Annotated in this window: 17 protein-coding genes; 9 read left to right on the forward strand and 8 right to left on the reverse strand. The window is 69.2% G+C overall.

What is annotated here, in order from left to right; translation table 11 throughout:
- Positions 1-45: 45 nt before the first annotated feature.
- The 6 genes from ACWEKR_RS19585 to ACWEKR_RS19610 form a co-directional block, all read right to left on the reverse strand.
- Positions 46-603, reverse strand: coding sequence for a MerR family transcriptional regulator (locus ACWEKR_RS19585; protein WP_039797830.1), 558 nt, complete (start codon positions 601-603; stop codon positions 46-48).
- Positions 604-790: 187 nt separating this feature from the next.
- Complete coding sequence (locus ACWEKR_RS19590; protein WP_039797829.1) at positions 791-1264, reverse strand: bifunctional nuclease family protein; 474 nt, start codon at positions 1262-1264, stop codon at positions 791-793.
- Positions 1265-1423: 159 nt separating this feature from the next.
- Entirely contained in the window at positions 1424-2227 is an 804-nt protein-coding gene (ftsR, locus tag ACWEKR_RS19595; protein WP_452355700.1) for a transcriptional regulator FtsR, read from the reverse strand.
- Positions 2228-2322: 95 nt separating this feature from the next.
- Complete coding sequence (gene odhI / locus ACWEKR_RS19600) at positions 2323-2808, reverse strand: oxoglutarate dehydrogenase inhibitor Odhl (protein WP_043690204.1); 486 nt, start codon at positions 2806-2808, stop codon at positions 2323-2325.
- A 168-nt stretch (positions 2809-2976) separates the two neighbouring features.
- Positions 2977-3375, reverse strand: coding sequence for a glycine cleavage system protein GcvH (gene gcvH / locus ACWEKR_RS19605; RefSeq protein WP_159848780.1), 399 nt, complete (start codon positions 3373-3375; stop codon positions 2977-2979).
- A 42-nt stretch (positions 3376-3417) separates the two neighbouring features.
- On the reverse strand, positions 3418-4002 hold the full coding sequence (locus tag ACWEKR_RS19610; protein WP_452355701.1) for a CDP-alcohol phosphatidyltransferase family protein: 585 nt from the start codon (positions 4000-4002) through the stop codon (positions 3418-3420).
- Between the two features lie 227 nt (positions 4003-4229).
- Here ACWEKR_RS19610 and ACWEKR_RS19615 point away from each other — a divergent pair, with 227 nt between their 5' ends.
- The 3 genes from ACWEKR_RS19615 (at position 4230) to ACWEKR_RS19625 (ending at position 8382) form a co-directional block, all read left to right on the forward strand.
- On the forward strand, positions 4230-5924 hold the full coding sequence (locus tag ACWEKR_RS19615; RefSeq protein WP_452355676.1) for a GMC oxidoreductase: 1695 nt from the start codon (positions 4230-4232) through the stop codon (positions 5922-5924).
- Positions 5925-5974: 50 nt separating this feature from the next.
- Positions 5975-7372 carry a DUF2252 domain-containing protein gene (locus ACWEKR_RS19620; RefSeq protein ID WP_452355677.1) on the forward strand — a complete coding sequence of 466 codons (1398 nt, stop codon included), beginning with the start codon at positions 5975-5977 and terminating at the stop codon, positions 7370-7372.
- A gap of 113 nt (positions 7373-7485) precedes the next feature.
- Positions 7486-8382: an NERD domain-containing protein gene (locus tag ACWEKR_RS19625; RefSeq protein ID WP_452355678.1), complete on the forward strand. Its 897-nt coding sequence runs from the start codon at positions 7486-7488 to the stop codon at positions 8380-8382.
- 29 nt (positions 8383-8411) lie between these two features.
- Here ACWEKR_RS19625 and ACWEKR_RS19630 read toward each other — a convergent pair whose 3' ends face one another.
- On the reverse strand, positions 8412-10364 hold the full coding sequence (locus ACWEKR_RS19630; RefSeq protein WP_195090890.1) for an acyl-CoA dehydrogenase family protein: 1953 nt from the start codon (positions 10362-10364) through the stop codon (positions 8412-8414).
- A gap of 102 nt (positions 10365-10466) precedes the next feature.
- On the opposite strand from ACWEKR_RS19630, the gene ACWEKR_RS19635 reads away from it, so the two are divergent.
- From ACWEKR_RS19635 to ACWEKR_RS19645, 3 genes are read left to right on the forward strand one after another with little or no spacing between them, the layout of a single operon-like run.
- Complete coding sequence (locus ACWEKR_RS19635) at positions 10467-11120, forward strand: TetR family transcriptional regulator (RefSeq protein WP_452355679.1); 654 nt, start codon at positions 10467-10469, stop codon at positions 11118-11120.
- Complete coding sequence (locus ACWEKR_RS19640) at positions 11120-12052, forward strand: ABC transporter ATP-binding protein (protein ID WP_452355680.1); 933 nt, start codon at positions 11120-11122, stop codon at positions 12050-12052. The genes ACWEKR_RS19635 and ACWEKR_RS19640 overlap by 1 nt, the downstream gene beginning before the upstream one ends.
- Entirely contained in the window at positions 12049-13683 is a 1635-nt protein-coding gene (locus ACWEKR_RS19645; protein ID WP_452355681.1) for an ABC transporter permease, read from the forward strand. The genes ACWEKR_RS19640 and ACWEKR_RS19645 overlap by 4 nt, the downstream gene beginning before the upstream one ends.
- 193 nt (positions 13684-13876) lie before the next feature.
- Here the strand turns inward: ACWEKR_RS19645 and ACWEKR_RS19650 are convergent, their stop codons facing one another.
- Positions 13877-14731 carry an LLM class F420-dependent oxidoreductase gene (locus ACWEKR_RS19650; RefSeq protein ID WP_452355702.1) on the reverse strand — a complete coding sequence of 285 codons (855 nt, stop codon included), beginning with the start codon at positions 14729-14731 and terminating at the stop codon, positions 13877-13879.
- Between the two features lie 138 nt (positions 14732-14869).
- Here ACWEKR_RS19650 and ACWEKR_RS19655 point away from each other — a divergent pair, with 138 nt between their 5' ends.
- From ACWEKR_RS19655 to ACWEKR_RS19665, 3 genes are all read left to right on the forward strand, one after another.
- Positions 14870-16390 carry a threonine/serine ThrE exporter family protein gene (locus ACWEKR_RS19655; protein WP_452355682.1) on the forward strand — a complete coding sequence of 507 codons (1521 nt, stop codon included), beginning with the start codon at positions 14870-14872 and terminating at the stop codon, positions 16388-16390.
- Positions 16391-16497: 107 nt separating this feature from the next.
- Positions 16498-17154: a biliverdin-producing heme oxygenase gene (locus ACWEKR_RS19660; protein ID WP_452355683.1), complete on the forward strand. Its 657-nt coding sequence runs from the start codon at positions 16498-16500 to the stop codon at positions 17152-17154.
- An 84-nt stretch (positions 17155-17238) separates the two neighbouring features.
- Complete coding sequence (locus ACWEKR_RS19665; protein WP_452355684.1) at positions 17239-18933, forward strand: bifunctional metallophosphatase/5'-nucleotidase; 1695 nt, start codon at positions 17239-17241, stop codon at positions 18931-18933.
- Positions 18934-18993: the final 60 nt, after the last annotated feature.

The following is an 18993-nucleotide window of genomic DNA, read 5'->3' on the forward strand; positions in this document are numbered from 1 at the left end:
GTGGGAAGCGCTTGTTCCTGGTATTCCGCGCTGGACCGGGCGATCTCAGCCCGTCTTGCGGTTCATCCGCGCCTTCCGACGGAACGACAACTCGTCCTCCGGGCGTTCGGTGATCGCCGACGCGCGCTCCGCGGGGAAATTGGCGATGGCGCCCGTCAGTTCGCGCATGGCGCCGCTGACGGCGATTCCGAAGACTCCCTGCCCGCCCTGCAGTAAATCGACGACCTCCTCGGCCGAGGTGCACTCGTAGACCGAGGTGCCGTCGGAGAACAGGGTGATGCCCGCGAGATCCTGCACGCCGCGGCTGCGCAGATGATCGACGGCGATCCGGATGTTCTGCAGCGAGATGCCCGCGTCGAGCAACCGCTTGACGATCTTCAGGACCAGGATGTCCTTGAACGAGTACAGCCGCTGGCTTCCCGAACCCGCTGCGCTCCGGATGGAGGGCACCACCAGACCGGTGCGCGCCCAGTAGTCGAGCTGCCGGTAGGTGATTCCGGCCACCTGGCACGCACTGGGAACGCGATAGCCGACCAGATCGTCAGGTACCGAGTCGTCGGGGAACAGGCCTGGCTGTACCACATCCTGCGATTGCTCTGCCACTGACCACTCCCTTGCTTCGCCGACGCATTCCCAGCCTCATCGATGACCCGGCTCCGTCACCGACCGAATCGGTGCGGATTCGGCCGAAACGGTCGTGGCCCAACTGTCGAGATTACTCCCCACGATTGTCCAGGGAGCGGCGTCATCGAGCCAAACGCGACGCGCGGGAAAAGTCTCGACCTCTACTTCAGCTATCGGTGGCCTTGAAGTCGTCGGGGGACACCGACTCGAGGAACTCCTTGAACTTCTCCACCTCGTCCTCGCGCTCATCCGGCATGACGAGCCCGGCTTCCTCGAGCACCGACTCCTCGGCATGGATCGGGCAACCCACCCGCAATGCGATCGCAATCGAATCCGACGGCCGCGCGGAAATCCGCAGATCGTTCTCGAAGACGAGATCGGCGTAGAAGGTGCCCTCCTGCAGATCCACGATCCGCACCTCTTTGAGCGTGTGCCCCAGCTCGGTGATCAGGATCTTGATCAAGTCGTGTGTCAGCGGGCGGATCGGGGTCACACCCTCCTGTTCCAGCACGATCGCCGTCGCCTCGGCCTGCCCGATCCAGATCGGCAGATACCGGTCACCCGCCACTTCCCGGAGCAACAGCACGGGCTGGTTCTGTGGCTGCTCGACACGGATGCCGATCACGCGCATTTCGCTCATCGCACTGCCTCCCATACTCGCCGCCGGCCCGGCATGACCGCTGCAGAGCTCGCCGTACCACGAGTCTAGGCGAACCCGCACCGGTCCAGCGATCCGTCTGCACAGCCGAAATCACCGTGTTGGGTCGCCGAAACCTCCGGACCGGAAGCCCGCCGGAGGTCAACCCCCGAGCGAGCCCCGGACCGAGGACTTCACCAGACAGGTATGCAAGGTCAGCGACAGCGCGGCGAGTTCGCGCACCGTCTCCTCCGCACGGGCGCGCGCATCCGCGTCCCGGCTCTTCGCGATCGGGGCGACGATCTGCGCCACGAGCGCGGCCTCCCGGTCGGCGGCCAGCTTGAACGCGCGCAGATGCCGTGCCTCCAAGCCGAATTCGGCCATCGCCCGGGCGGTCTTGGCCAGCGTGACCGCGTCCGCGTCGAAGTACCCCGCCGGACCGGGCGTGATCAGGTTGGCCCGGATGAGGTCGTTGAGGAACTTCTCCTCGATCCCGGCCTGGTCGAGCAGATCGGCCCGGGTGATCCGGATTTCGTGATCGAACCGCAGATCATCCGGGGAGATCTCGCTCGGCACGACGCCGAGCCGACGAGGCGCGGCCACCGGGCGCGCGCCACGATCGGAATCCGGTGCGGCCGGTCCGGCCGCGGGCGTGCTGCGCCCGGAATCCGGCGCCCCGGACCGGACGGAATGCGCTCGGGCGCGGGCTTCCCGCACGCCGAGCGTCGCCGCACCGCTGTCGATTGCCTCGAGCTGTTCCTTGATCACCTTCAACGGCAGATATTGATCGCGCTGCGCGGTCAGCACGAAACGCAGCCGTTCCACATCCGCCACGGAGAACCTGCGGTAGCCCGAAGGCGTCCGCTCCGGCCGGATCAGACCCTCCGCTTCCAGGAAGCGGATCTTGGAGATGGTGACGTCGGGAAAGTCGGGGCGCAGCAGGTCGAGCACGGAGCCGATCGACATTCCTCCGCGTGCCCACTGCGCCGCACCGGTCACAGCGCTGGGTCCTTCATGACTCCGAGCCTTTCATGAGTGGGCGCGACCCGGCGCCGACGCTGTCATAGACTCCCCGCGCCCGCCGACGAGTCGGTCACCTGGGCGCGCGGCCCGGTGAGGAACACCAGCCGGAACTTGCCGATCTGGACCTCGTCACCGTTCTGCAGTTCCGAGGAGTCCACCGGCTCCCGGTTCACATACGTGCCGTTGAGGCTGCCCACATCGACGACCTGGAACGAATCGTCGTCCTGACGGAACTCGGCGTGCCGACGGCTGACGGTGACGTCGTCGAGAAAGATGTCACTGTCGGGGTGGCGCCCCGCCGACGTGGTCGGCTGATCCAGCAGGAACCGCGAGCCCGCGTTCGGGCCGCGCTTGACGACCAGGAGGGCCGCGCCAACGGGCAGACCCTCGACCCCTTGGACCGGCTGCTCGCCGGTCGGCTCTCCGGAGCGCGACGCGTCGACCTCGTTCAGGAAATCCGCGCGGAAGACCGACGTCGTCTCGGCCGCGGTCTCCCCGTAACCCGGGTCTTTGTTCTCGCTCACCGTTTCTCTCCTCCTCGAACCTGATTATCCCTGCAAGCAGGTGATACCTCTGGTACCACGACCTGCCGTCGAGTCTCTAGATTCCCGGCACGACCGCCGGGTGCATCTGTTGGCATTGACCGTACCCTGCCGGGCCGCACCCGTGCAGGTAGAACTGGGAAGGCTGCGTCAGCCCCCGATAACTCCTTGATAACCTGCGGCATCCAGCAGTTCACCGAGTGTCACGTCGAGACTCGCCGCGTCACCCACCTCCAACTCGAACAGCCACCCGTCACCGTAGGGATCGGTGTTCAACGTCTCCGGCTCCGAGTTCAGCAAGTCGTTCACCGCAACGACTTTCGCGCTCAGCGGGGCGTAGATGTCGGACACGCTCTTGGTCGACTCCACCTCCGCGATGCTGTCCGCGGCGGCCACCTCCGCGTCCGCCTCGGGCAGCTGCACGAACACAACGTCACCGAGTTGAGACTGGGCGTAGTCGGTGATGCCCACCCGCACCCGGGTCGGTGCGATCCGGCGTACCCACTCGTGCTCCTCGGTGTAGCGCAGATCCTCGGGGGTCTGGGTCACAGGCCGTCCTTTCGTTTGAACGTTGCACGCAAACTCTATCGGCTACGCCGTCCGGTGCCCCACAGCCGGTATCGCTCTTGCGATCGCGATGGCCGTGCCGGTATAGAGCACACCGGTCCAGAGGTAGACCGCGGTGCCCCAGATCAGCAGTGCCCCGCCGAAGGCACGCCCGAAACCGGCGGCGGCCCAATCCATCTGCCCGGCCAGCAGCCAGGGCAGGGCGGACATCAGCGCGAAAGTGGCCGCCTTGCCCAGATAGATCACCTCCGGCGGGGGCAGTTCGCGGCGTTTGTACACCGGGAGCGTGGCGGTGAGCACGAGGTCGCGCCCGACCAGCAGCGCCGCCACCCACCACGGCATCAGACCGCGGATGACGAAGGCCGCCAGCGTGGTGACCAGATACAGCCGGTCCACGAACGGATCCAGCAGCGCTCCCAGCCGCGAGGACTGGTCCAGCAGGCGGGCGAGCTTGCCGTCCAGGAAGTCGGTGACGCCGCTGGCGACCAGCAGGGCGAACGCCCAGCCATCGGCCCGCTCGACCAGCAGCAACCACAGGAACAGCGGAACGCCGAGCAGCCGCAGCACGCTGAGCACGTTCGGCACGGTCAGGACGCGATCGGCGAACACGCCTCGCCGTGCGCCGTCGGCGGCGGTCTCCTCCGGTTGCGCTGCGCCCGAGTCGGTTGTCACGCCCCGTGCATACCCCACCGACCCCGGTTCCCGCCATCGCCACGCGCCGATTTTCCGCACATCGGCACGGCGCGTCCGTGCGAGGATGGTTTCCGCCACAGCGCGGCGATGACAGAATGACACGAAAGTCATATCACCGCGTGGCCGGTGAGCGAGAGGAAGTCATGTCCGCATTCGACTACGACGTGGTGGTGATCGGTTCCGGCTTCGGCGGCAGCGTCAGCGCCCTGCGGCTCACCGAGAAGGGATATCGGGTCGGCGTGCTCGAGGCGGGCCGCCGCTGGCGCCCCGAGGACATCCCGCGCAGCAATTGGAATGTGCGCAAATCGATCTGGGCTCCGCGCCTGGGCCTGACCGGGCCGCAGCGGATCAGCCTGCTCGGCAAGTGCGCCGTGTTCTCCGGCGCAGGCGTCGGCGGCGGCTCGCTGATCTACGGGAACACGCTCTACGAGCCGCTGCCGAACTTCTACACCGATCGGCAGTGGGCCCACATCACCGACTGGCGCGCGGAGCTGGCTCCGTACTACGACCAGGCCAAGCGGATGCTCGGTGTCGCGCCGAATCCGCGCACCACCCCGGCCGACGAGGTGATCCGGGAGATCGCCGAGGACCTGGGCGTGGCCGACACCTACCACCCGACCGAGGTCGGCGTGTTCTTCAACGAGAGCGATCCCGGCACCGAGGTCGACGACCCCTACTTCGGCGGCGCGGGCCCGCGCCGCACGGGCTGCGTGCACTGCGCGCGCTGCTTCACCGGCTGCCCGCACAACGCCAAGAACACCACCACCACGAACTACCTCCACCTGGCCGAACAGGCCGGGGCGCAGATTCACCCGCTCACCACCGCCACGGCCGTGCGACCGCTGCCCGGCGGCGGGTACGCCGTGGACACCCAGCGGTCGGACCGCTGGATTCGCAAGCAGCGCAGCACCTTCACCGCCGAGCAGGTGGTGTTCGCCGGGGCCGCGCTCGGCACCCAGAAGCTGCTGCACAAGATGCGGGACGACGGTGTGCTGCCGCAGTTGTCGCCGCGGCTCGGCGAACTGACCCGGAGCAACTCCGAGGCCATCTTGAACGTGGTCAGCCGCGCCCGCCGTGACTTCGCCGAGGGCATCGCGATCACCTCCTCGATCCATCCGGAGCCCGACACCCACGTCGAGGTGTGTCACTACGGCAAGGGCCAGAACGCGCTGTTCCCGATGTCGGTGCCCATCGTGGACGGCGGCGCGTTCCGCTTCCTGCGATTCCTGCTGGCGATCGTGCTGCACCCACTGGTGTTCCTGCGCAGTCTCGACGCACGGCACGCCTCGGAGAAGTCGGTCATCCTGCTGATCATGCAGTCGCTGGACAACTCGCTGACTTCCTTCCGCCGGCGCGGGCGGCTGCGCACCAGGCAGGGCACCGGCGAGCCGAACCCGACCTGGATCCCGCTGGCCCACGACATCGGCCGGCGCTTCGGCGCCAAGGTCGACGGCGACACCCACGGGCTGATCATGGACGTGTTCGACATCCCCGCCACCGCCCACTACATCGGCGGATGCGTGATCGGCGACAGCCCGCAGACCGGCGTTGTCGACCCGTACCAGCGGGTCTACGGCCATCCCGGCCTGCATGTGGCGGACGGCTCGGCGGTGACCGCCAATCTCGGCGTGAACCCGTCGCTGACGATCACCGCGCAAGCCGAGCGCGCGATGGCGTTCTGGCCCAATCGCGGCGAGCCCGACCCCAGGCCGGAACCGGGTTCGCCCTACCGGCGCATCGCTCCGGTGGCACCGGCGCATCCCGCGGTGCCCGCGGCGGCGCCGGGCGCGCTGCGTCTGCCGATCGAGCCGGCGCCGCCCCGTATCCCGGCGCAGTGAGGGCGATACCACACCGCATGGCGGAGCCGCACCGGCTAGCGTGACCCGTTGTGTCCGACAGTGGTATCGACCTGCGCTCCTACGTGCCGGCGGAGGAGGTCCTGGCCCGCGGACGGGCCTTGCGTCAGCGGGTTCCAGTCATCGCCAGGGACCGGGACGCCACCAGCGTGCGACGCCCCGGTGTGCTCGACTTCGTCGCGGCGAGCAACGCAGGCCGGCTACCACACCTGATCCCGTTGCGGATCGGGCGGATGATCACCTCGCCGTTCACCTTCTACCGGGGCGCGGCGGGTCTCATGGCGGCCGATCTGGCCGGTGGCCCGGACAGTGGGCTCGCCGCCCAGTTGTGCGGTGACGCGCACCCGGCGAACTTCGGCCTGTACGGCACCGCGCGCGGCGAGATCATCATGGACATCAACGATTTCGACGAGACCGTGCCCGGCCCGTGGGAGTGGGACCTGGAGCGCCTCGCGGCCGGCCTGGTGCTGGCCGGGCGCGAGGCGGACGCCGACGAGGACGAATGCCGCACCGCGGCGCGCGACGCCGCCCGCTCCTACCGCCTCGCCGTGGACGAACTGGCCGCGATGCCGTTCATGGCGTCCTGGTGCGCGCTTCCCGACGAGTCGGTGATCGCCCGCGCCAAGGCCGACGACCTGCTCGACGATTTCGAGAAGGCGGCCAAGAAGGCGCGCAAGAACACCAGCGCCAAAGTGGTCGCCAAGTGGACCGAGCACCTCGAGGATCACCAGACCGGGATCCGCAAGCACCGCTTCGTCAGCGATCCCCCGATTCTCACCGCGGTGGACGAGCAGGTCGCGGAGGCGGTGATCGGCGGGCTCGAGCGCTACGCGGGCAGCCTGCCCGAGTCGCGGCACACCCTGCTGAGCCGCTTCGCGGTGTCCGACGTCGCCTTCCGGATCGTCGGGACCGGCAGCGTCGGCCTGCGCAGTTACCTCGCGCTGCTGCACGGCAACGACGGAGAGGCACTGGTCCTACAGGTGAAGCAGGCGGCCCCGGCGGCGCTCGCCCCGTTCCTGCCCGCGCCCACCGCGCGGCACGAGGGTGAGCGAATCGTGCAGGGCGCCAGACTGGTCCAGTCCGAGTCCGACATCCTGCTGGGCTGGACCTCCCTCGACCCGACCGGAGACGGCACCGAACTGCCGTTCATCGTCCGGCAGTTCCGCAATATGAAGGGCGGCATCGATCCCGCCGAACTGCCCGCCGCCGATCTCGACGACTACGGACGGCTGGCCGGTGCACTGCTGGCCCGGGCCCATTCGCGTTCGCTGGATCCGCGGCTGCTCTCGGGATACCTGGACGGCGACGAGCGCTTCGACGACGCGGTGGCCGCGTTCGCGGTGCGCTACGCCGACCGCACCGAGGCCGACCATGCCGAACTGGTCGAGGCGGTGCGGGCGGGCCGGATCGAGGCCGCGGACCCGGAGTAGCGCGTCCGCCGGGCCGCGTCCGACACGCCGCTGCTCGGCACGGGCGCGGCGAATCCGTTGCGGCACCTCGTATCCTGTCCACTGTCGAGTGTCGACGTGAAGGGTGGCCGCCAATGCTCGTGCGAGTCCAGAACGCCGCGGGAACGAATGCCGAGCGCACGCTGATCGATTGGCTGCGCACCTGGAAGGACTCCTCGAGTCCGCACGGTGTCGCGACGATCACCTGCAGCCTGTTCCACAAGGATCGGCTGCACCAGTTCGACGCGGTGATCTGGACGCCGACCAGCTGCGTGGTGATCGAAGCCGACGCGCTGGTCGCCCGCCAGGACGGCGTCCTCGAGGTCCCCTTGAACGGCGAGTGGACCATCAATGGCGAGCCGGTCGCCACCGAGAGCCGCGATCGTCGCACACCACTGGACAAGTCGCGCGAACACACCTTCGCGTTGCAGGAGTGGCTGGCCGCCCGTGGTCTCGGGCAGCGCGTCGTGCACGGCGTCGCGCTGCTCGTCCCGCTGCCGGGCGCCCAGCTGCAGCTCGAACAGCGGTGGGCCGATCCGAGTTTCGACGTCGTCATCGGCGACGACCCGGGCCGGCTGAGGCACTATTTCGACGCGCTCGCCACCGAAGAGAAGTTTCTCTGGACGGCCAACGACGTCGCCGTCGCGTTCCGCGGGCTGGGCATCCTGCCCTACCTGCCCGCACCGCAGGAACTGCTCAACGAGGGCTTCCTCGGCCCGATCGACATCACCCTCTGGCACGGCGGCCCCAACCAGGCGCAGGCGGAGGCCTACGCGGAGGAACTCGCGCAGGCCGAGCGAGAGGCGCAGGCGTCCCGCTTCGCCGTCCGGGCACCGTGGTACAGCCCGTGGAAGCTGTACCCGCGGGAGTCCGGCGATCTCGACTTCGGCCGTGCGGTGATGCGCACCGTCCTGGCCATCGGCATGGTCATCGCCTTCGTATGGGTGCTGTGGTTCGTGGTCACCGCGCTCGGGACGTACGGACCCGGCTGATCGGTGAAACGCGCGCGACGGCCCGGCCGCTACGACGAGGCCGGAATAGGCTGCTCCCGCTGGAAGACGCTCGCGTCGTCGAGCATGGCCGCGCGCAGCATCGGCTCCGGCACGCCCATGGCCTCGACCAGCGTCAGCGCGTGCGGGCGCAACCGGTCGACCAGCTCGTTCACGCCGCGGCGCACGGCCTTCGCCCGATCCACCGACATGAACCGGTGCATGATGTACCACGCCTGGTTCTCCTCGATGGTGGTGTAGACGAACAGGTCGCACATCCAGTCGGCGAGTTCGCGCGCGGCCGGATCCTCGATGTCGGCGATGCCCTCGATGAACGCCTCGAGCACCAGCCGATCGATGTGCGCGGAGCCCGCGGCCAGGATGTGGTCCTGGGCGTTGTTGAACGCCTCGAACGGACCGGTCTCCTCGGCCCTGGCGCGCAGCCGGTGCGCCGCGGTGCGGACCAGGTAATCCTCGCGGTCGGCGAACAACTGCAGTTGCACCGCCCGGCGCGACAGGTCGCCCTCGTCGATGGAGTCGTCGCCACGGTCGCGCAGGGTCTGGATCAGCTGGCGCACGCCGGACCGCTTGCGCACGACGTCTCCGGCCATGGTCGCGGCGAAACGCACCCAGCCCAGAGCGTCCAGGTCACGCACCTCGTCGGCGTAGGAGGTGAGCAGCTCCTTGGCGACCAACTGGGTGAGCACGACGTTGTCGCCCTCGAAGGTGGTGAACACGTCGGTGTCCGCCTTCAATGTGACCAGCCGGTTCTCGGTGAGATAACCCGCGCCGCCGCACGCCTCACGGCATTCCTGGATCGCGCGGGTGGCGTGCGCGGTCTGCGCAACCTTCAGACCCGCCGCGCGCTTCTCCAGCGCGCGCTGCGCGCCCGCCTCCAGGTTCTGGCCGGTCTGCACCAGGTGCATCCGGCGCACCAGGTCGTTCTGCGCGAACGCGAGCGCGTAGGACTTCGCCACCAACGGCAGCAGGCGGCGCTGATGGCTGCGGTAGTCCAGCAGCACGGTCTCCACACCGGTGTCCGGGTCGGAGAACTGGCGGCGCTGCAGCGCGTAGCGTACCGCGATGCTCAGGGCGACGCGCGCGCCCGCGGCCGCGGCGCCGCCGACGCTGACCCGCCCGCGCACCAGGGTGCCCAGCGTGGTGAAGAACCGGCGGCTGGGGTTCTCGATCTCGGAGCTGTAGGTGCCGTCCGGTGCCACGTCGGCGTAGCGGTTGAGCAGGTTCTCCCGCGGCACCCGCACGTGGTCGAAGACGATGCGCCCGTTGTCCACGCCGGGCAGGCCGCCCTTGAGGCCGTCGTCGTAGGTGGTGACGCCGGGCAGGTCGGCGCCGTTCTCGTCGCGGATCGGCACCAGCAGGCAGTGCACGCCCTTGTTCTCGCCGCGCGTGATCAACTGCGCGAACACCGCGGCCATCCGGGCGTGCTGGGCCGCGCCACCGATGTAGTCCTTGCGCGCCGACGGCGTGGGCGTGTGCACCACGAATTCCTGGGTGTCCGGGTCGTAGGTCGCCGTGGTCTCCAGATTCGCGACGTCGCTGCCGTGGCCCGACTCGGTCATGGCGAAGCAGCCGAGCAGATCCAGTGAGATCAAGCGCTCGATGTACTCCCGGTGCCGTTCGGTGCCGAGGTTCTCCACGGCCCCACCGAACAGTCCCCACTGCACGCCCGATTTCACCCACAGCGACAGGTCGGCGTACGCCAGCATCTCCAAGCCGACGACCGCGGCGCCCGGTTCACTGGTGCCGCCGTTCTCCCGGCGGAAGCCGCGCTCGGCGAAGCCCATCGTGGAGATCGCCTTCATCTGCTCGAGCACCCGCGCCCGAGCGGCCTTGTAGTCCTGATAGGGATCGGCGGTGAACTCGTCCCCGGCCAGCAGCGTCCGGGCTTCCTCCCGGACGGCCGCCCAAGGTCCGTCGAGTGCCGCGCGTAGATGGTCCGCCGTCGTCGCCGTGCCGCTAGTCATGTCTCGACGATAGCCCGGTACACCGGCGGCAAACCGTGACGCAGGACAAGTCCGCGAAAGGTCTTGCTCGACCGTTGAACAACTGTTTAATATACTGAACATGTGTTTAACCAACAGCCCGTTCCGCAAGGATCCGCCGAGGATCTGACCACCGCGGCCCGCATCCGCGATACCGCGATCGAGGTGTTCGGCGAACACGGATTCCAGGTCGGAGTCCGCAAGATCGCCGCCGCCGCCGGCGTCTCCCCCGGGCTGGTCAACCATCACTTCGGTTCCAAGGACGGCCTGCGTGCCGCCTGCGACGACCGGGTCCTGCAGTTGATCCGCGACGAGAAGGTCAAGGCGATCACCGCGTCGTCGATGAAGGCGGGCATGCTCGATGCCCTGGCCGAGGTCGAGTCGTACGCGCCGCTGGTCGCCTACATGGTGCGCAGCCTGCAGGCGGGCGGACCGATGGCGGAATCATTGTTCGAACATCTGGCCGCTGATGCCGAGGGCTACCTCGAGAAGGCGGTCGAGGCGGGCAGGATCAAGCCGAGCCGCGATCCGGCGGCTCGCGCCCGCTATCTGATGATGCTGAACGTCGGCGCGACCATGCTGTACATGCAGATGCGCCGGCACCGCGACGAGAAGATCGACTATCGCACAGCGATTCGCGAGCTCACCGAAGAACTCACCCCACCGGCCCTGGAGTTCTACACCCAAGGGCTTTTCACCGATCCCACGATCTTGGACACATTCACCAAGGAGAAGTGATGTCCGACATCATCGAAGTCCGCGACCTGCGTAAGACTTTCGGTCACGTCAGCGCGCTGGACGGCCTCGACCTCACCGTCACCGAGGGCGAGATCCACGGCTTCCTCGGCCCCAACGGAGCGGGCAAGTCCACCACCATCCGGGTCCTGCTGGGGATCCTGCGCGCCACCGGCGGGCAGGCCCGGCTGTTCGGCCGCGACCCGTGGGCCGACGCGGTCGCCCTGCACCGCGAATTGGCTTATGTCCCAGGCGATGTCACGTTGTGGCCGTCGCTGTCGGGCGGCGAGACCATCGATCTGCTGTCCCGGATGCGGGGCGGCCTCGACGAGCAACGGCGCGACGAGCTGATCGAGCGCTTCGACCTCGACCCGCGAAAGAAGGCGCGCACCTACTCCAAAGGCAACCGCCAGAAGGTCGCGCTGGTCGCGGCGCTGGCCTCGGACGCGCGGCTGCTGCTGCTCGATGAGCCGACCTCGGGCCTGGACCCGCTGATGGAGCAGGTGTTCCGGGAGTGCGTGCACGAGGCGCAAGAGCGCGGCGCGACCGTCCTGCTGTCCAGTCACATCCTGTCGGAGGTCGAGGTGCTCTGCGACCGGGTGACCATCATCCGCGCCGGGCGGACGGTGGAGAGCGGGTCGCTGGCGGATCTGCGCCACCTGTCGCGCACCTCGATCACGGCCGAATTGACCGGTGACGTCGGCGATCTGAGCCGCATCCCGGGCGTGGCGGACATCGAACTCGACGATCACACGCTGCGCTGCCAGGTCGACAACGAACACTTGGGCGAGCTGATCCGGGTACTCGGCGACGCCGGCGTGCGCAGCCTGACCAGCACCCCGCCGACGCTCGAGGAGCTGTTCCTGCGGCACTACCACGTCGACGGTCACGACGCCGAGTCCGCCGCGGACACCGGGGAGAAGGTGCGAGCATGACCACCGCCATCGCCGGCCGCACCGCGGCGGCGCCCGCCTTCGCGGTATCCGGCGACTTCGCGGGCACCGGGCAATTGCTGCGGCTGTACCTGCGGCGCGACCGGATCGTGCTGCCGCTGTGGACGTTGTTCATCGGCCTGATGCCCGCGTTACAGGTCGTCAGCATCAAGGATCTGTACGACAACCAAACGTCCTTGGACAGCTTCGCGCGCACGACGGCCGACAGCCCGGCGCTGATCGCCATGTACGGTCCGGTGTTCAGTTCGGCGCTCGGTTCGATCGGCACCTGGAAAGCCGGCGCCATGTACACCATGATCGCCATCGCCACGGTGCTCACGGTGATCCGGCACACCCGGGTCGAGGAGGAGACCGGACGCGCGGAACTGGTGGGCTCCACCAGCATCGGGCGTTTCGCCGGTCTCACCGCCACCCTGATCATGACCTATGCGGGGGCGTCGGTCGCCGGGGCCGTCTGCGCCTTGTCGCTCTATGGCACCGACCTTCCCCTTGCGGGATCGATTGCCTTCGGCTCCGCCCTCGCCGTGTCGGGCCTCGTCTGGGCTGCCGTCGCGGCGGTCGCCGCGCAAGTCAGCGCCGGCGCGCGGGTGGCGCGCGGTGTGGCGTTCGGCGCCCTCGGCGCGGCCTTCGCCCTGCGCGCGGTCGGCGACGCCGGAAACGGCGTGCTGTCCTGGTTCTCACCGATCGGATGGTCGCTCCAGATCCGCCCGTACGCCGAGGAACGCTGGTGGGTGCTGCTGCCCTTCGCCGCGCTCGCGGTGGGAGCGACCGCGCTGGCGTACGCGTTGCTCGGTAACCGCGACATCGGTTCGGGACTCATCGCCGAGCGTCCCGGGCCGCCCACCGCGGCGGGCTTGCTGTCCGGCCCGCTCGGCTTGGCGTGGCGGTTGCAGCGCGGCACCCTGCTGGCTTGGACGGTCGGCTTCGCCCTGTACGGCCTGTTGATCGGCGGCGCGGTGAACAGCGTCGGCGACATGCTCGACGGCAGCGCGTCCATCCGGGACATGGTCACCCGGATGGGCGGCTCTCAGCAGTTGCAGCAGTCGTTCATCACCTACGCGATCACGATGCTGGCCGCTGCCGCGTCGGCCTACTCGATCTCCGCCGCCCTGCGGCTGCACGACGAGGAGACCAGCGCCCGGGTCGAGGCCACGCTGTCCGGCGCCGTCGGCCGCGTCCGCTACGCACTCAGCCACATCGGTTTCGCGCTGCTCGGCCCCGCCGCGGCACTGCTGGTCTCCGGTGTGGCGATCGGCATCGTGTACGGCGCCACCGGCGGCGACTTCGGCTCGAGACTCGGCCAGTCGCTCGCCGCCGCCGCCGTCCAGGTGCCCGCGGTCTGGGTCGTCACGGGCATAGCGGTCGCCCTCTACGGCGTCGCACCGCGGTTCGCCCCGGTCGCCTGGGGCGTGCTCAGCGCCATGGTGGTGATCTTCTTCGTGGGTTCGCTGGACGGGCTGCCGCAAGGGTTGGTCGATCTGGTGCCGTTCGTGCACCCGCCGAAGGTGCCCGGCGCCGAATTCCAGGCACAGCCGCTGCTGTGGTTGCTCGCGATCGCCGCACTGCTGCTCGCCGTCGGCGTCACCGCCTTCCGCAGACGCGACCTGCGCTGACAACCACCCTCCGTGGCCCGCGCGAATTCCCTTCGCGCGGGCCACCTCTCGTTCGTGGGGCAGCTCGGCCCGGCGCCGGACGACCTCGGCCGGCAGCCGCACCTCGGCGCGCTGATCTGCTGGGCGGCTCGGAACTCTCCCGCCTCCGCCGATCACCCGATCCGCCGCCGCACCCGATGGCGCGCCGGACGAGTCAGCCGCTGTGCTCGATGCCGAGCTTCCCGGCCAGTCGCGCGAGGTAGGCCCGTACGTCCTCGGTGGGACGATCGGGCAGTCCGAAGACCGCTTCGGTGACACCGGCTTCTGCCCAGCGCGCCAGCTGTGCCGCGTCGTGGCGACCGGCGAGCGCGACAACCTCGGGGCTGTCCGCACGCCCGTGCTCGCGCCAGATCCGGCGCAGCAGCTCGATTTTCTCGTCGAGGCCGTCCTCGGTCGGCGTGGTGATCCATCCGTCGGCGTGCTTCGCCAGCCAGGTGAAGTTTTTCTCGGTGCCCGCCGCACCGAGCAGCACCGGAATGCGTTTCTGCACCGGCTTCGGCCACGACCAGCTGGCGCCGAAGGTGACGAACTCACCGTCGAAACGGGCTTCCTCTTCGGTCCACAGCACGCGCATGGCCTCCAGATGCTCGCGCAGCACCGTCCTACGCTTGCCCGCGGGCACGCCGTGGTGGGCGAGTTCGTCGGTGTTCCAGCCGAATCCCACACCGAGGCTCACCCGGCCGCCGGACAAGTGGTCCAGCGAGGCGATGGTCTTGGCCAAGGTGATCGGATGGTGTTCGGCGGGCAGCGCCACCGCGGTGGACAACCCGATGCGCTCGGTCACCGACGCCGCGGTGCCGAGCGCGACCCACGGGTCGAGCGTCCGCAGATACCGGTCGTCGGGCAGGCTCGCATCACCGGTGCGCGGGTGCGCCGCGGCCCTGACCACCGGGATGTGGGTGTGCTCGGGCACGTGGAACGTGTCGAAACCGGCACGTTCGGCGGCCAGCGCCGCATCCGCGGGGGTGATGCCCCGATCGCTGGTGAACAACACGATTCCGTACCGCACCGCACGCGCTCCCATCGCCGAAATTAGAACAAGTTCTACCACGATTCGCCCGTACCACCAAGGGTGCGGGCGTAGCCGGCACGCCCGTCGCGACCCGCGCGGATGCCGAGCAGTCATCGGATGACTAGGTTCGCGTCCATGAGTCCTGACGCACCTTCCGTACGAGATGTCACCACCGCGCGGGTGGACCACCTCGGCTGGCGTCGCGGGCTTCGCCTGCGGCGCGCCCGGCCCATTCCCGTCGTCACCCAGGCCGTCGGCCTGCTGGTGGCGGACCGGCAGGCGACCGCGGACACCATCGTCACCGCGCCGACACCGTTGCAGCCGATCGACCTCACCGACGACGCCAGGGTCGCCGAAGTCCTCGAGCTCGCGGTGCGCGTCGGCGAGGTGGTGCTCGCCTCCGGCACCGGCGTGGTGGACACCACCACGACGGTGCGCTTCATCGCCGCCACCTACGGGCTGTCCCGCTGCAGCATCGACGTCACCTACGACGCCATTCGCATCTGGGCCGACCGCGGGCCCGCGCTGCCCCCGGCCAGCACCATGCGGATCGTGCACTACCGCGCCCTGGACTTCACCCGGCTCGCCGCCGTGGACCGGCTGACCCGCCGGATCCGCAACGAGGTGGTTCCGCCGGACCAGGCCCGCGCCGCACTGGACGCGATCACCTCGGCGCCGCACCCGTATCACCGGTGGACCGCCACCGCCGCGTGGTCGCTGATGGCGGCGGCGATCGCCGCGCTGCTGGGCGCGGGCGCTCTCGTGGCCGCGGTCAGTTTCGCGACCACCGCGGCGATCGACCGCACCAATCGCGTTCTCAATCGGTACGGGCTGCCGTTCTTCTTCCAGCACATGGTCGGCGGCGCCATCGCGGCGATCCCGGCCATCGTGCTGGCGAGCCTGGCCGTGCGCCTGCGGTTCGACGCCGACCCCACGCTGATCATCGCGGCGGGAATCACCGTGTTGCTCAGCGGCTTGCAACTGGTCGGCTCGGTGCAGGACGCGATCACCGGCGCCCCCATCACCGCCACGGCCCGCATGCTCGAGGTGATGATGATGACCGGCGGCATCATCGCGGGCATCGCGCTCACCCTGCGCATCGCCGACCTCCTCGACGCCACGGTGCCGCCGGTCTATCTGACCTCCGCCCGCGACATCACCGACCTGCCGGTGCAGATCCTGGCCGGTGCGGTGGCGGCGCTGGCGTTCGCGCTCGCCTGCTACGCCGAACGCCGGGCTCTGGCCGCCGCCGCGGGCAGCGGCGCCGCGGGCATCATCTGCTTCCTCCTCGTCCAGGAGGCGGGTTTCGGCCCGGTGATCTCCTCCGGCGCCGCGGCGACGCTGGTCGGCCTGGCCGGTGGTCTCATGGCCCGCCGCGCGCTGACTCCCCCGCTGGTCGTCGCCGTCGCGGGCATCACCCCGCTGCTGCCGGGGCTGAAGGTCTACCGCGGGCTCTACGCCCTGCTCAACGACGAACTGCTGATCGGAGCCAACCAGTTGCTGTCGGCCTTCGGCATCGGCTGCGCGCTGGCGGCCGGAGTGACCCTCGGCGAGTGGTGCGACCGCACCGTGCGCAGGCCGCGGATCCTGCGCCGGTTCGGTTCCCTGCGCCGCCCGATCGTCCGGCGTCGCCGCCGATCGACGCCCGCCCACTGAGCCGCGAGGCGCATGCGCGCCGCACGGCCGCCCGGTAACCTCTAATCGAACTGGTCAGGGCGCCGCGCTCCGGTGGCGACCCCGGTGTGAGGTGAGGTGGTTCGGACATGTCGGAAGCAGTGCCGTTCTCGACGCAGATCCGCAGCGCCACCGCGCAACAGCATGCGGAGGCGGAGAACTCCCGCTTCATGAGCGAGATGCTCGGCGGATCCCTCGGTGTCGACTCGTACCACCGCTACACCGGTCAGCTGTGGTTCATCTACCGGGCGCTCGAACAGCGATGGGGAACGCTGTCCGGCGACCCGGTCGCCGGGCCGTTCATCCGGCCCGAGCTCGCCCGCACCGCCGAACTCGAGCGCGATCTCGCGCATCTGCTCGGTCCGGACTGGCGCGCCGGCCTGGAACCGCTGCCCGCCACCGCGGCCTACGCCGAACGCATCGACGAGTGCGCGCGCGACTGGCCGGCCGGGTACATCGCCCACCACTACACGCGCTACCTCGGTGACCTCTCCGGCGGACAGGTCATCCGCGGCACCGCCGAGAAGCTGTGGAATCTGCCGCATCGCGGCGACGGCGTCCGCTTCTACGTCTTCGACGGCGTCGGCAATCCCGCGGCCTTCAAGCGGGAATACCGCGGCCTGCTCGATCGGCTGCCGCTCGACGATCTGGAGCGCCGTCGTGTGCTCGACGAAGGCAAGCGCGCCTTCGCGATGAACACCGCGGTCTTCGAGGAACTGGCCGAGGAATTCCCCGCCGCGCAATAGCCGGATCGATCACCACACTTCGCCTGCGGCACGCCGTATTACGGCCGTCGTGCGCGAACGCCGCGGACATGGGACAGTCGTGGTATGAGAGCGCGCCGTCGCATCGCCGTGGTTCTTGCCGGTCTCGTCGGTGTCGGTCTGGTGGGGGGTTGCGGCACGACGTCCGATCCCGGCTCCTCGACCGCGGACCGTATCGTGCCCTTGATCTCGACCGACGACCTGCGTCCGGCGCACCCGGACGAGGTACACCTGTTCGGCTTCAACGATCTGCACGGAAACCTGCAGCCGCCGAGCGGGTCCAGCGGCAAGATCGCGAAATACGACGCGGGTGGAGCCGCGTACCTCGCCACTCATCTGGCGCGGCTGAAAGCCGCCTATCCGTCCAGTGCCGTGCTCGCGGCGGGGGACGACATCGGGGCCAGCCCCTTGATCTCGAGCCTCTTCCATGACGAGCCGACGATCACCTTCCTGAACCATATCGGAGTCGCCGCATCCGCGGTCGGCAATCACGAGTTCGACGACGGCGTACTGGAGTTGGCCCGCATGCAGCAAGGCGGGTGCGCGTACGACGGATGTTCGCCCGGCGCCCCGTTCACCGGCGCGAGGTTTGCCTATCTGGCGGCCAACGTCACCGACGCGCAGGGCAACCCGCCGCCCGCGCTGCGCCCGTGGACGGTACTCGAGGTGGGCGGCCATCGGATCGGCGTGGTCGGCACGGTCACGCCCGACACCGCGAATATCGTGTTGCCCGAAGGCATCCGGGGTTATCTCTTCGGCGACGAAGCCGCCGCGATCAACCGCTATGTGCCGGAGCTGAAGGCGGCGGGCGCGGAGGCGATCGTGGCGCTCGTGCACGACGGCGGCTCCCAGCGGCCCGAACCGGATGCGCCGGTGGACTACAACGGATGCGCGAACATCACGCCGAACGTCACGGGGCTGGCCGAGCGAATCGACCCCGCCGTCCGCGCGGTGTTCACCGCGCACAGCCATCAGCCCTATGTGTGCACCATCGCGGGCAAGGTGGTCACCCAGGCGTCCTCGTACGGACGGCTCATCACCGACGTCACGCTGCGCTTCGGCGGTGACGGCGTGCAGGCGTCCGCGGTCAACCGCGTCGTGACCCGCGAGGTGACGCCGGACGCCCCGACGACCGCGCTGATCGACTTCTACACCGAGCAATCGCGGCCGCGCGCGGGCCGCGTCGTCGGTGCGACCGCGAACGCCCTGCCGCATGATCCCGGTCCGGCGGGCACCTCACCGCTGGGAGACGTGATCGCCGATTCCATGCTGTCGGCCACCGCGGGCCCGGCCGCCGCCGTCGCCGCCTTCATGAACCCCGGCGGCGTACGCGCCGATCTGAAACAGGGGCCGATCACCTACGGCGACCTGTTCACCGTTCAACCGTTCGGCAACCAGGTCGTCACGCTCACCCTGACCGGCAGCCAGATCCTGCGCCTGCTGGAACAGCAGTGGACCGCCACCGCGGGCAAACCGACGATCCTGTCTCTGGCGGGCATCGGCTACGCCTACTCCGACGCTGCCCCCACGGGTGCGAAGGTGATCGCCGACAGCGTTCGCATCGCAGGTCAGCCACTCGATCCGGTCGCCACGTATCGCGTGACGACCAACAACTTCCTGGCTTCGGGAGGCGACGGATTCACCGTCTTCACCGAGGGCGCCGATACCGTGGTGGGCCCGACCGACCTGGACGCCTTCGAGACGTTCTTGCGCGGCAAGCCCCCGCTGCAAGCGCCGCCCGCCCGAGTCGAGAAGAAGTAGCCGGACCGGACGCTGCCAGGTTGCTGGACACTCGACCAGAATGTGGGTAACTGGAAATCT

Source organism: Nocardia sp. NPDC004573 (assembly GCF_053602135.1).